This window comes from Mycobacterium sp. IDUB_24, from assembly GCF_055419385.1.
Genome location: NZ_JBVAXO010000005.1, coordinates 409,475 through 422,066, shown reverse-complemented (window position 1 = coordinate 422,066; position 12,592 = coordinate 409,475). Strand labels below are relative to the sequence as shown.

Sequence of the window (12,592 nt, the reverse complement as noted above, 5' to 3'; positions counted from 1 at the left end):
GACAGCCGAAAGTATCCAGCGACAATGTGTTTGACGTGCCACATGTTGCCGGTGGGGCGATTGTCGCTGAATTGTCGCTGATAGCCGGGCACGTCAGACATGCCCGGCTAACGGTGCGACTGGGGTGACCTCAGGCGCGCTGACTCGACACCGAGATGACTTCGCCCGTCAGGTAGCTGGAGTAGTCGCTGGCCAGGTAGGCGATGGTGGTGGCGATCTCCCACGGCTCGGCAGCGCGGCCGAACGCCTCGTCCGAGGACAGCCGATCCAGCAGCGCTGCGTCGGCGGAGCGTTCCAGGAACTTGTGCCGCGCGATGCTCGGCGACACCGCGTTGATCCGGACCCCGAACTCCACGGCTTCGATTGCGCTGCAACGGGTCAGCGCCATGACTCCGGCCTTGGCGGCGGCGTAGTGCGACTGCGAGTGCTGCGCGCGCCAGCCGAGAACACTGGCGTTGTTGACGATGACGCCGCCGTGGTCAACGTCGCGGAAGTACCGCAGGGCGGCGCGGGTGGCCCGCATGACGGAGTTCAGCGTGACGTTCAGGACGCGGTCCCATTCGTCATCGGTCATGTCGACCAGCGGAGTTTCGCCGCCGAGGCCGGCGTTGTTGACCAGGACGTCCAGGCGACCCATCTTTTCGACCGACCGGGCGATCAGCGCGTCGACAGCCTCGGTGGAGGTGACATCGCAGACCACGGCCTCGACCCGGCCCAGGCCGAGTTCGGCCAGCTGGTCGCGGGTCTCATTCAGGCGCCGCTCGTGGTAGTCGGACACCACGACGTCGGCACCCTCCAGCAGCGCGCGCCGGGCGGTGGACGAGCCGATGCCGGTGCCGGCGGCGGCGGTCACCAGGACGACCTTGCCCTTCAGCAGGCCGTGGCCCTCAACCTCTTTGGGAGCTACGGAGAGATCGCTCATCAGCCTTTTGCCTCTCGGGGTAGACCGAGCACACGCTCGGCGATGATGTTGCGCTGGATTTCGTTGGACCCGCCGTAGATGGTGTCCGAACGCGAGAACAGGTAGAGCCGCTGCCACTCGTCGAACTCCCCATCGGGCAGCGTCAACCCGGCCATGCCCTGCACGTCCATGGCGATCTCGCCGAGTTCGCGGTGCCAGTTGGCCCACAACAGCTTCGACACATTGTCTTGACCGGGCTGCTCGACATCCATCGTGGCCAGCGCGTACGACCGCATCGCCTGCAGACCGGTCCACGACTCGGTCAGCTTTTGGCGGATCAGTGGATCGTCGGCCGCGCCGGTGCGCTTGGCGAGCTCGACCAGGTTGGCATGCTCACGGGCGTAGCGGATCTGCTGGCCCAGCGTGGACACCCCACGCTCGAACGTCAGCGTGCCCATGGCCACGCGCCAGCCGTCACCGGGCTGACCGACCACCAGCGACGCGTCGGTGCGGGCGTCGTCGAAGAACACCTCGTTGAACTCGGAGTCCCCGGTCAGCTGGATGATGGGGCGGATCTCGACGCCCGGCTGGTCGAGCGGCACCAGCAGATAGGACAGCCCGGCGTGCCGCTTGGAGCCCTTCTCCGTACGTGCCACCACGAAGCACCACTGCGCCCAGTGCGCCAGTGACGTCCACACCTTCTGGCCGTTTATCACCCACTCGTCGCCGACCAGCTCGGCCGTCGTCGCCACATTGGCCAGGTCACTGCCGGCGTTGGGCTCGGAGTAACCCTGGCTCCACAGCTCGGTGACGTCGAGGATCTTGGGCAGGAACCGCTTCTGCTGTTCGGGAGTGCCGTACTCGATGAGCGTCGGCCCGAGCAGTTCCTCGCCCAGGTGGTTGACCTTGTCCGGCGCGTTGGCGCGGGCGTACTCCTCATAGAAGGCGACGCGATGTGCAACCGACAATCCTCGGCCGCCGTGCTCCACCGGCCAGCCGAGGCACGTCAATCCCGCGGCGGCGAGATGCTGATTCCACGCCCGACGCTCTTCGAAGGCTTCGTGTTCACGCCCCGGTCCACCAAGGCCCTTGAGTGCCGCGAATTCGCCAACGAGATTGTCTGCGAGCCACTGCCGGACCTCGGCCCGGAACTCCTGGACCTCTATCACCCCTGTAGGCTAACCTACCAAGCACTTGCTTTGTTAAGGGAGCATCGATGACGAGCGATCGCCGCACCGTTCCAGCGGTGCTCGACCGGGTTGCCGTGCAGTATTCGGACCATGAAGCCCTGGTCAGTACCGCCGGCGACGCCGATAATCCAGCCTTAGATCAGCGGCTGACATACCGGGAACTGCGCGCACACGTACGCCAAGCCGCCGCGGCGATGATCGACCTCGGTGTCGCGCCCGGCGATCGGGTGGCGATCTGGTCGCCGAACACCTGGCACTGGGTGGTCGCCTGTCTGGCCACCCACTACGCCGGCGCGCAGATGGTGCCGCTGAACACCCGCTACACCGCGAGCGAGGCCACCGACATCCTGGCCCGCACCGAGGCTCCGCTGCTGATCGCCGCGGGGGAATTTCTGGGCTCGGACCGCGCGGCCGAATTGGACCGGGACGCGCTGCCGGCCCTGCGGCACATCGTGCGGGTGCCCATCGAAGCTGGGGATGAAGCATCCGTCGTGTCGTGGGACTCCTTCTTTGCCCGCGGGACCGACATGGATGCCGTGGACGCACGCGCCGCGGCGGTAGAACCCGACGACGTCTCCGACATCCTCTTCACCTCCGGCACCACCGGACGCAGCAAGGGTGTGCGGTGCGCGCACCGCCAATCGCTCGACGGATCGGCAGCCTGGGCCGAGTGCGGGCAGCTCACCAGCGACGACCGCTACCTCGCCATCAACCCGTTCTTCCACAACTTCGGCTACAAGGCAGGCATCCTGCCCTGCCTGCAGACCGGCGCGACGCTGTACCCGGTGCTCACATTCAAGCCCGAACAAGTTCTCAAAACCATTGCCGAACAGCGCATCACGGTGCTACCCGGCCCGCCGACCATCTTCCAGACCCTGCTGGATCATCCCAACCGCGCCGACTACGACCTGTCCTCGCTGCGCTTCTCGGTGACCGGCGCGGCCGTGGTCCCGGTGGTCCTGATCGAGCGGATGCAGTCCGAACTCGACATCGACATCGTGCTGACCGCCTATGGACTGACCGAGGCGGCCGGATTCGGCACCATGTGCAGCGCCGACGACGACGCCGTGACCGTGGCCACCACCTGCGGCCGGCCCATCGCCGATTTTGAACTGCGCCTGGATGATTCGGGTGAGGTTCTGCTGCGCGGGCCGAACGTCATGCTCGGCTACCTCGATGACCCCGAGGCCACCGCGGCTGCGATCGACACCGACGGTTGGTTGCACACCGGCGACATCGGAACCCTCGACGCGCGCGGCAACCTGACCATCACCGACCGCCTCAAGGACATGTACATCTGCGGCGGGTTCAACGTGTACCCGGCCGAGATCGAGCAGGTGCTGGCCCGGTTGGACGGCGTGGCCGAGTCGGCGGTGATCGGCGTCCCCGACGAGCGACTCGGCGAGGTCGGCAAGGCCTATGTGGTGGTCAAGCCTGGCGTCACACTCGACGAGGCCGCCGTGATCGCCCATACCCGCGAGCATCTGGCGAACTTCAAGGTGCCGCGGTCAGTGGAGTTTCTTGATGTGCTGCCGCGAAATCCCGGCGGCAAGGTGATCAAACCGGTGCTGCGCAGCAGAGGGACCCGAGAAGGGGTGCAATGGACCTGACATTCGACGACGAGACCGAGGCCTTTCGGGCCGAGGTCCGCGAATTCCTGGCGGCAAACCGGGAACACTTCCCGACGAAGTCGTACGACACCCTTGAGGGTTTCGAACAGCACCGCCGCTGGGACAAGGTGCTTTTCGACGCCGGTCTGTCGGTGATCGCCTGGCCCAAGGAGTACGGCGGCCGCGACGCCTCCCTGCTGCAGTGGGTGGTGTTCGAGGAGGAGTACTTCCACGCCGGCGCCCCCGGTCGGGCCAGCGCCAACGGCACCGCGATGCTGGCGCCGACGCTGTTCGCGCACGGCACCGAGGAACAACTCCAGCGCGTGCTGCCGAAAATGGCCAGCGGCGAGGAGATCTGGGCCCAGGCCTGGTCGGAGCCCGAGTCTGGCAGCGACCTGGCCTCGCTGCGCTCGACGGCCACCAAGGTCGACGGCGGCTGGAAACTCAACGGGCAGAAGATCTGGAGCTCGCGGGCGCCCTTCGGTGAGCGCGGGTTCGGTCTGTTCCGTTCCGACCCGGAGGCGCAGCGCCACAAGGGTCTGACCTACTTCATGTTCGATCTCAAGGCTCCCGGGATCACCGTGCGCCCGATCGCCCAGCTGGGCGGAGACACCGGATTCGGCGAGATCTTCCTCGACGACGTGTTCGTGCCCGACAACGACGTGATCGGCGGCGTGCACGAGGGCTGGCGCGCAGCGATGAGCACGTCGAGCAACGAACGCGGCATGTCGCTGCGTAGCCCGGCCCGCTTCATGGCCCCGGCGGAACGGCTTGTCGCCCAGTGGAAGTCCAACCCCGATCCGGTGTTCACCGACCGGGTCGCCGATGCCTGGATCAAGGCCCAGGCCTACCGGCTGCACACTTTCGGCACCGTGACCCGGCTGGCCAACGGCGGTGAACTGGGTGCCGAGTCGTCGGTGACCAAGGTGTTCTGGTCCGACCTGGACGTCGCTCTGAACCAGACTGCTCTGGATATGCAGGGTCCTGACGCCGAGCTCGCTGACCACTGGACCGAAGGCCTGCTGTTCGCGCTTGGCGGTCCGATCTACGCCGGCACCAACGAGATCCAGCGCAACATCATCGCGGAGAGATTGCTCGGCCTACCGCGTGAATCGGGAGGGAAGCCGAAGTGAACACCCGAAGACGACCACGAGTGAGGATCGCAGCGAGGCACGAGCGAGGACCGGAGCGAATGGGAGTCGAGGCATGAACTTCGAGATCGACGAACAGCAGCGGGACTTCGCGGCCAGCATCGACGCGGCACTGAGCGCCGCCGATGTCCCGGCTGCGGTACGAGCCTGGGGCGAAGGTGACACCGGGCCGGGCCGCAAGGTTTGGGCACAGCTGACCGACCTCGGGGTCACCGCGCTGTTGGTGCCCGAAAAGTACGACGGCATCGAAGCCCATCCCGTCGACCTCGTCGTCGCCCTGGAGCGGTTGGGTTACTGGTCCGTGCCCGGTCCGGTGACCGAGTCCATCGCCGTCGCACCCATCCTGCTCGCGGACGACGAGCGCTCGGGAGCGCTCGCCTCCGGCGAGCTCATCGCCACGGTCGCCATGCCGCCGCAGGTGCCGCGCGCCGTCAATGCCGATTTCGCCGGGCTGACGCTGCTGGCCTCCGACGGTCAGGTCGGTGAGGCCACCACAAGCGCTGCTCACGATTCTGTCGACCCGGCCCGAAAGCTGTTCGACGTCAGCGCATCCGGTGCCACCCAGGTCGCCGACACCGCCCGGGCCTATGAGTTCGGTGTCCTGGCGACCGCTGCCCAGTTGGTCGGCGCCGGCCAGGCCATGTTGGACCAGTCCGTCGAATACGCCAAGCAGCGTGCGCAATTCGGCCGGATCATCGGCTCGTATCAGGCCATCAAGCACAAGCTGGCCGACGTGCTCATCGCCGTCGAACTAGCTCGTCCGCTGGTCTACGGCGCAGCACTGTCGCTGGCCGAAAATTCATCGGACACCGCTCGCGACATCAGCGCCGCCAAAGTCGCTGCCGCCGACGCCGCTCTACTGGCCGCCCGTTCGGCGCTGCAGACCCACGGCGCCATCGGGTTCACCCAGGAACACGACTTGTCCCTGTCATTGCTGCGCGTGCAGGCCCTGCGCAGCTCCTGGGGCGATCCCACCGCACATCGGCGTCGACTGCTGGAGGTCCTCTCGTGAGTGAAGAACGGCAACTGCTGCGCGAAACCGTCGCCGCACTGGTCGACAAGCACGCCTCCCCCGAGGCGGTGCGCGCGGCCATGGAATCCGAGCGCGGCTACGACGAGAAGCTGTGGAGCCTGTTATGCGAGCAGGTCGGCGCCGCCGCCCTGGTGGTGCCCGAGGAACTCGGCGGCGCCGGCGGCGAACTTGCCGACGCCGCAGTGGTTCTCGAAGAACTCGGCAAGGCCCTGGTGCCCGCCCCGCTGCTGGGCACCACCCTGGCCGAGCTTGCCCTGCTGGCCGTCGATAACCACGAACCACTCGAAGGGTTGGCTGAAGGCACCTCGATCGGCACCGTGGTATTCGACGCCGACTACGTGATCAACGGTGACGTGGCCGATGTCGTGATCGCTGCCGACGGTGAGAACCTGACCCGCTGGACCACATTCACCGCCACCCCGAAATCCACCATGGATCTCACCCGCCGGCTGTCCGCGGTGATCTCCGGTGACACCGCTCCCCTCGGCGCCGATCCCGGCCTGGCCGACACCGCGGCGCTGTTGATGGCCGCCGAACAGATCGGCGCCGCCTCGCGCTGCCTCGACCTCACCGTCGCCTACACCAAGGACCGGGTGCAGTTCGGCCGCGCCATCGGAAGCTTCCAGGCGCTCAAGCACCGGATGGCCGACCTCTACGTCAAGGTGTCGTCCGCGCGCGCTGTCGTCAACGACGCCATCGTCGACCCGTCCTCCACGTCGGCCTCGCTGGCCCGCTACTTCGCCAGCGAGGCGCTGTCCGCCGTGACCGCCGAGGCCATCCAGCTGCACGGCGGGATCGCGATCACCTGGGAGAGCGACATCCAGCTGTACTTCAAGCGGGCACATGCCAGCGCCCAATTGCTGGGTCCGCCGCGTCAGCATCTGCGCCGGCTCGAAGCCGAAGTGTTCTAACCTGTCCAGCTCTCGCCGAAACCGCATTCCAGCAGCTCCTTACTCACACTTTTGCTGCCGGAATGCGGTTTCGGCGGTTGGAGCGACGTTGCTAACCTCAGTTCGATGACCGATCACGTCGCACTGCGAGCCGGTATTCCGCCGTTTCACGTCATGGACGTGTGGCTGGCTGCGGCCGAACGCCAGCGCTCGCACGGCGACCTGGTCAACCTCTCGGCCGGGCAGCCCAGCGCCGGGGCGCCGACGGCAGTGCGTGACGCCGCAGTCGCCGCGCTGAACCGGGGCGCCCTCGGTTACACCGTCGCGCTCGGCATCCCGGAGCTGCGCGCCGAGATCGCCGCGTCGTACCGCAGATACGACGTCGAGGTGAGCGTCGACGAAGTGGTGCTCACCACCGGCTCCTCCGGCGGATTCCTGCTGACCTTCCTGGCGTGCTTCGACGTCGGCGACCGGGTCGCGATCGCCAGCCCGGGCTATCCCTGTTACCGCAACATCCTCACCGCGCTCGGCTGCGAGGTCATCGAGATCCCATGCGGCCCCGAAACCCGATTCCAGCCGACGGTCGAGATGCTCGAGGCGCTCGATCCTCCGGTGGCCGGCGTGATCGTCGCCAGCCCGGCGAACCCGACCGGCACCGTCATCCCCCCCGAGGAACTGGCCGCGATCGCACGCTGGTGTGACCAGACGGGCGTGCGGTTGATCAGCGACGAGGTCTATCACGGCCTGGTCTACCCCGGCGCGCCGGAGACCAGCTGCGCCTGGGAAACCTCGCGGAATGCCGTGGTGGCCAACAGCTTCTCGAAGTACTTCGCGATGACCGGCTGGCGGTTGGGCTGGTTGCTGGTGCCAGGAGAACTGCAACGCGCAGTGGACCGGCTCACCGGCAACTTCACCATCTGCCCGCCCGCGCTGGCCCAGCATGCTGCGGTGGCCGCGTTCACACCGGAGTCACTGGCCGAGGCTGAAGGCCTGCTCTCCCATTACGCCGACAACCGCAGGCTGCTGCTCGACGGGTTGCGCAGCATCGGTATCGATCGGCTGGCCCCGACCGACGGCGCCTTCTACGTGTACGCCGACGTCAGCGATTACACCGACGACTCCCTGGCCTGGTGCTCAAAGCTGTTGGCCGACACCGGCGTAGCCATCGCACCCGGTATCGACTTCGACACCGTGCGAGGCGGCTCCTACGTGCGACTGTCCTTCGCAGGCCCCACCAGCGACATCGAAGAAGCGTTGCGCCGCATCGGCTCCTGGCTGAGCTGACTCGACTCTGTCACGCCCTGAGCGCAGAATCGACGGCTATCACGTCGGCACGGTCCACATCGGCCAGGTCGATGCCCTTGGTCTCCCTGGCGAAGTACAGAGCGACCAGCGTGATCACCGAGGCGCCGGCCAGGTAGATCGCTATCGGCACCGACGACCCGAACTCCTCCAGGAGCTTTACCGCGATGATCGGAGCCAACGATCCAGCGACGATCGCCGTGACCTGATAGCCAAGGGAAACACCGGAATAGCGCATTCTGGTCGGGAACATCTCGGACATCATCGCCGGCTGCGGGGCGTACATGAAGGCGTGGAACAGCAGGCCGATGACGACGGCCGACATGATCACCATGTTGTGCTTGCTGTCCATCATCGGGAAGGCGAAGAACCCCCAGGTGCCGGTGGCAACGGTACCGATCAGATATACCGGGCGCCGGCCGATCCGGTCCGATAATTTGCCGACCAGCGGGATGGCCACGAGGTGCACCGCGTGCGCGACCAACAACCAGCGCAGGATCGCACCGGTATCGGCGTGCGCGTGCACCTTCAGGTACGTGATCGAGAAGGTGACCACCAAGTAGTACATGATGTTCTCGGCGAAGCGCAGCCCCATCGCGGTCAGCACACCGCGCGGATAGCGCCGCAGCACCTCCACGGCGCTGAACGACGACGCCTTGAGCTGTTCGGCTTCCTGTTGTGCCGCAACGAAGATCGGCGCGTCGGTCACCTTGGTACGAATGTAGTAGCCGATCAGCACCACCACCGCCGACAGCCAGAATGCGACCCGCCAACCCCAGGACAGGAACTCCGGATCCGAGAGCGTGCTGGTCAACACCAGCAGCACGACGGTGGCCAGAATGTTGCCGACCGGAACCCCCGCCTGCGGCCAACTCGCCCAGAAACCACGGCTGCGGTCGGGACTGTGCTCGGCCACCAACAGCACCGCGCCGCCCCATTCACCGCCGACCGCGAATCCCTGGAGGAATCGCAACACCACCAGCAGGGCCGGCGCCCAATATCCGATCTGCCCGTACGTCGGCAGACAGCCCATCAAGAAGGTCGCGGCGCCGACCAGAAGAAGCGAGAACTGCAGCAGCTTCTTCCGGCCGTACTTGTCGCCGAAATGACCGAACACAATGCCGCCCAACGGACGTGCCACGAACCCGACCGCGTACGTGACGAACGCCGCCAGGATGGCGTCCAGGTCACTACCGGACTGCGCGAAGAACACCTTGCTGAAAACCAACGTCGCGGCCGTGCCGTACAGGAAGAACTCGTACCACTCGACGACCGTGCCGGCCATCGACGCGGTGACGACACGTTTCAGGCCGGTGGTCGTCGAGATCTCGGTGAGGGCCTCGGGTCCCTTGTGATCGGCGGCACACATGGTGTGTGAGTATGCAGGCCGAGCCAGGCCCGCGCTGCGCTAACCCTGAATCAGTGGCGCGCCGGTGGCGGCTTGAACCTCGTCGAAGGTGAGACCCGGAGCCGACTCGACAAGCGTCAACGTTCCGTCGCCGGAGATGTCGATGACTGCCAGATCAGTGATGATCCGGTGGACGACGCGTTCTCCGGTCAGCGGCAAGGTGCAGCTTTCGACGATCTTCGGCTCCCCCGATTTGTCGACATGTTCCATCAGGACGATCACCCGGCCGGCCCCGTGGACCAGGTCCATCGCTCCGCCCATGCCTTTGACCATCTTGCCCGGGACCATCCAGTTCGCCAGGTCCCCGAAGCGCGACACCTGCATACCGCCAAGCACCGCGACATCGATGTGGCCGCCGCGGATCATCCCGAAGGACAACGCCGAATCGAAGAACGCCGCGCCGGGGAGCACAGTGACCGTTTCCTTGCCCGCGTTGATGAGGTTGGCGTCGATCTGATCGGGGCTCGGGTACGGGCCGGTGCCCAGAATCCCGTTCTCCGAGTGCAACGTGACGTGGACGGCGCGGTCCAGATAGCCGGGAATCAGTGTGGGCAGGCCGATTCCGAGGTTCACGTACTGCCCGTCGGACAGTTCGCGGGCGGCGCGGGCGGCCATCTGCGCGCGGGTCCAGCCTTTGGTGATCACCGAATCCGTCATGCGGACACCTCTGTCTCCTCGCGCACGGTGCGCTTCTCGATACGTTGTTCCTGCGGCCCCGTCTCGACGATGCGCTGTACGAACACACCCGGCAGATGGACCTGCTCAGGGTCCAGTTCTCCTGGCTCGACCAGCTTTTCGACCTGGGCGATGGTGATCCGGCCGGCCATGGCGACGAGCGGGTTGAAGTTCATCGCAGTCTTGTCGAAAAGCAGGTTGCCGTGAGTGTCACCGACCGCGGCGTGCACGAGGGCGAAATCGGCGTGGATGCCGGTCTCCATCACGTAGCGTTTGCCGTCGAACTCGCGGGTCTCCTTGGGCGGCGAGGCGACTGCGACCGAACCGTCCGCCGCGTAGCGCCACGGCAGCCCGCCGTCGGCGACGAGAGTGCCCACCCCGGCCGGCGTGTAGAACGCCGGAATACCGGCCCCGCCGGCGCGCAACCGCTCAGCGAGCGTGCCCTGGGGAGTCAGTTCGACTTCGAGTTCACCAGCGAGGTACTGACGCGCGAATTCCTTGTTCTCCCCCACGTAGGAGGCGGTCACACGGCGGATACGCCCCAGGCCGAGTAGAACGCCGAGACCCACGCCGTCGACACCGCAGTTGTTGGAGAACACCGAAAGATCCCGAACCCCGGAATCGGCCACGGCCTGGATCAGGCTGTCCGGAATCCCGCAAAGCCCGAATCCTCCGACTGCCACCGATGCGCCATCACCGATGTCGGCGACCGCCTCGTGGACGTCAGCGACCTGCTTACTGGCCATACTCCATGCTCCCGCGTTCGTTCAGTGGATCACTTGCCTATGCGAGAACATCACCATCGGACTGGGTAACGCAAGACCCATCAGTGCACCGGCCGGGTTGTGTCCGCTCAGATGACACCACGCGCCACCGGCGTCCACTGAGTGGACGCTAGAGTGGGTGGCTGTGACCGACGGTGCACCTGGGCCTCCCGTGATCACGCGGGCCGCAGCGATCCTGCGTGCCCTCGCCGACGCCCGGTCGGAGGGGCTCACCACAACCGAGCTCGCCCGCACGACGGACATGCCCCGGGCGACCGCGCACCGCATGCTCACCGCGCTGGCCGGCGAAGGCCTCGTCGACCGCGCATCCGACTCCGGGTTGTGGTTCCTGGGTCCGGAGGTCTACCTGCTGGGTTCGGTGGCCGCCACCCGCTATGACGCCGCTCCGCTGGCCACCGACATTCTCCGCACGCTGACGCGCGATACCGGGGAAAGCGCATTCCTGTCAGCCCGCCGGGGCGATGAATCGGTATGCGTGTCCGCCGAAGAAGGCAGCTTCCCGCTCCGCTCACATGTGCTGTATCCGGGCAAGCGGTTCCCCCTCGGTGTCGCGTCGGCCGGGATCGTCATGCTCGCGCATCTTCCGGATTCGGAGATCGCGGCGTATCTCGATCGTGTTGACCTGACCGCGGATTGGGGTGCGGCGCACTCACCGGCCCAGCTTCGACGCCGCATCGAACAGACCAGGGCCAGCGGGTACTCGGTCAACCCGGGGCTGATCGTCGAGGGCAGCTGGGGTATCGGGGCAGCGGTGTTCAACGAGCTCGGTCAGCCGATGTGGGCGCTGAGCCTCACCGGAGTGGAGATGCGTTTCGATGCCCGACGCCAGGCCGCGCTCGGTGAGGCGTTGCTGCTGGCCGCACACGCGCTCGGCCAGCGCCTGAAGCGGAGGACGCCTCCGTACGCATCATGATGCATCATGGTTGATGTTATGATGATGGCATGCGGACGACGGTCAACATTGCCGATGATCTGCTGGCCGAGGCCAAAATTGTCGCGGCGCGCACGTCCCGCTCACTCGGCTCGGTAGTAGAGGATGCACTGCGCGAGATGCTGAGTCGCATCGGCGCCGAAAGCGGCACCACACAGTTTCGATTGCCGACCCACGGCAGCGGTGGCCTGCGCCCCGGAGTCGACCTCGACGACCAGGATGCGCTCGCCGATCTGTTGGGCGACAATGCTTCTCCCTGACGTCAACATTTTGATCTACGCCATCCGCCAGGACAGCGTCCAACATGAGCGATACGTGGCATGGCTTTCGGACGCCCTCAGGGCGGACGAGCCCGTCGGCATCAGCGATCTGGTGCTCTCCGGCGTGATTCGGCTGTTGACCAACCACCGGGTCTTCCGCGAACCGAGTTCAACGGCTCAGGCATTCGATGCGTGCCGGGCGATCCGGTCGGCACCCTCGGCGGTGCCGCTACGGCCGGGGCCGCGGCACTGGGCCATCTTCGACTCGCTCTGCGCCGATACCGGCGCGAAGGCGAATGCCGTTCCCGACGCCTTCCACGCTGCGCTGGCCATCGAGAACGGCGCCACTTGGATCACTACCGATCGCGCGTTCGCGCGGTTCCCCGGACTGCGCTGGCGGCCACCGTTCGACTGATGTGCTCGCTGAGCCAAATCCTTGCGGCTGCGGGCCGACCT

The 12,592-nt window shown here is 66.4% G+C and carries 13 protein-coding genes; 8 read left to right on the top strand and 5 right to left on the bottom strand.

Translation table 11 applies throughout. The annotated features are described in order from the left end of the window. Positions 1–130: 130 nt before the first annotated feature. On the bottom strand, positions 131–922 hold the full coding sequence (gene ipdF / locus ACZYZF_RS20055; protein WP_463836602.1) for a (5R,7aS)-5-hydroxy-7a-methyl-1-oxo-2,3,5,6,7,7a-hexahydro-1H-indene-carboxyl-CoA reductase: 792 nt from the start codon (positions 920–922) through the stop codon (positions 131–133). Then, positions 922–2,070 (bottom strand): acyl-CoA dehydrogenase IpdE1, encoded by a 1,149-nt coding sequence (gene ipdE1 / locus ACZYZF_RS20050; RefSeq protein WP_463744041.1) that lies wholly within the window; start codon positions 2,068–2,070, stop codon positions 922–924. Before ipdE1 ends, ipdF begins: the two co-directional genes overlap by 1 nt. A 47-nt stretch (positions 2,071–2,117) precedes the next feature. Here ipdE1 and fadD3 point away from each other — a divergent pair, with 47 nt between their 5' ends. The 5 genes from fadD3 (at position 2,118) to ACZYZF_RS20025 (ending at position 8,059) form a co-directional block, all read left to right on the top strand. Beyond that, positions 2,118–3,701, top strand: coding sequence for a 3-((3aS,4S,7aS)-7a-methyl-1,5-dioxo-octahydro-1H-inden-4-yl)propanoate--CoA ligase FadD3 (gene fadD3, locus ACZYZF_RS20045; RefSeq protein ID WP_463744040.1), 1,584 nt, complete (start codon positions 2,118–2,120; stop codon positions 3,699–3,701). After that, complete coding sequence (locus ACZYZF_RS20040) at positions 3,692–4,834, top strand: acyl-CoA dehydrogenase family protein (protein ID WP_463744039.1); 1,143 nt, start codon at positions 3,692–3,694, stop codon at positions 4,832–4,834. The genes fadD3 and ACZYZF_RS20040 overlap by 10 nt, the downstream gene beginning before the upstream one ends. Before the next feature lie 73 nt (positions 4,835–4,907). Beyond that, positions 4,908–5,864 (top strand): acyl-CoA dehydrogenase family protein, encoded by a 957-nt coding sequence (locus ACZYZF_RS20035; protein ID WP_463836601.1) that lies wholly within the window; start codon positions 4,908–4,910, stop codon positions 5,862–5,864. Continuing rightward, positions 5,861–6,796, top strand: coding sequence for an acyl-CoA dehydrogenase IpdE2 (ipdE2, locus tag ACZYZF_RS20030; protein ID WP_463836600.1), 936 nt, complete (start codon positions 5,861–5,863; stop codon positions 6,794–6,796). The genes ACZYZF_RS20035 and ipdE2 overlap by 4 nt, the downstream gene beginning before the upstream one ends. A gap of 105 nt (positions 6,797–6,901) precedes the next feature. After that, entirely contained in the window at positions 6,902–8,059 is a 1,158-nt protein-coding gene (locus ACZYZF_RS20025) for a pyridoxal phosphate-dependent aminotransferase (RefSeq protein ID WP_463836599.1), read from the top strand. A 10-nt stretch (positions 8,060–8,069) separates the two neighbouring features. Here ACZYZF_RS20025 and ACZYZF_RS20020 read toward each other — a convergent pair whose 3' ends face one another. Genes ACZYZF_RS20020 through ACZYZF_RS20010 form a run of 3 tightly spaced genes read right to left on the bottom strand, consistent with a single transcriptional unit; the run spans position 8,070 to position 10,906 of the window. Then, complete coding sequence (locus ACZYZF_RS20020; RefSeq protein WP_463836598.1) at positions 8,070–9,446, bottom strand: MFS transporter; 1,377 nt, start codon at positions 9,444–9,446, stop codon at positions 8,070–8,072. 39 nt (positions 9,447–9,485) lie between these two features. Beyond that, on the bottom strand, positions 9,486–10,142 hold the full coding sequence (locus tag ACZYZF_RS20015) for a 3-oxoacid CoA-transferase subunit B (protein WP_463836597.1): 657 nt from the start codon (positions 10,140–10,142) through the stop codon (positions 9,486–9,488). Beyond that, the gene (locus ACZYZF_RS20010) at positions 10,139–10,906 is read right to left on the bottom strand and encodes a CoA transferase subunit A (protein ID WP_463744033.1); all 768 of its coding nucleotides are present in this window, start codon (positions 10,904–10,906) and stop codon (positions 10,139–10,141) included. The genes ACZYZF_RS20015 and ACZYZF_RS20010 overlap by 4 nt, the downstream gene beginning before the upstream one ends. 163 nt (positions 10,907–11,069) lie before the next feature. On the opposite strand from ACZYZF_RS20010, the gene ACZYZF_RS20005 reads away from it, so the two are divergent. The 3 genes from ACZYZF_RS20005 to ACZYZF_RS19995 are packed head-to-tail and all read left to right on the top strand — an operon-like array spanning position 11,070 to position 12,551. Beyond that, complete coding sequence (locus ACZYZF_RS20005; RefSeq protein ID WP_463836596.1) at positions 11,070–11,858, top strand: IclR family transcriptional regulator; 789 nt, start codon at positions 11,070–11,072, stop codon at positions 11,856–11,858. Between the two features lie 29 nt (positions 11,859–11,887). Continuing rightward, positions 11,888–12,136, top strand: coding sequence for a ribbon-helix-helix domain-containing protein (locus tag ACZYZF_RS20000; protein ID WP_463744031.1), 249 nt, complete (start codon positions 11,888–11,890; stop codon positions 12,134–12,136). Continuing rightward, the gene (locus ACZYZF_RS19995; protein WP_463836595.1) at positions 12,096–12,551 is read left to right on the top strand and encodes a TA system VapC family ribonuclease toxin; all 456 of its coding nucleotides are present in this window, start codon (positions 12,096–12,098) and stop codon (positions 12,549–12,551) included. The genes ACZYZF_RS20000 and ACZYZF_RS19995 overlap by 41 nt, the downstream gene beginning before the upstream one ends. Positions 12,552–12,592 lie beyond the last annotated feature (41 nt).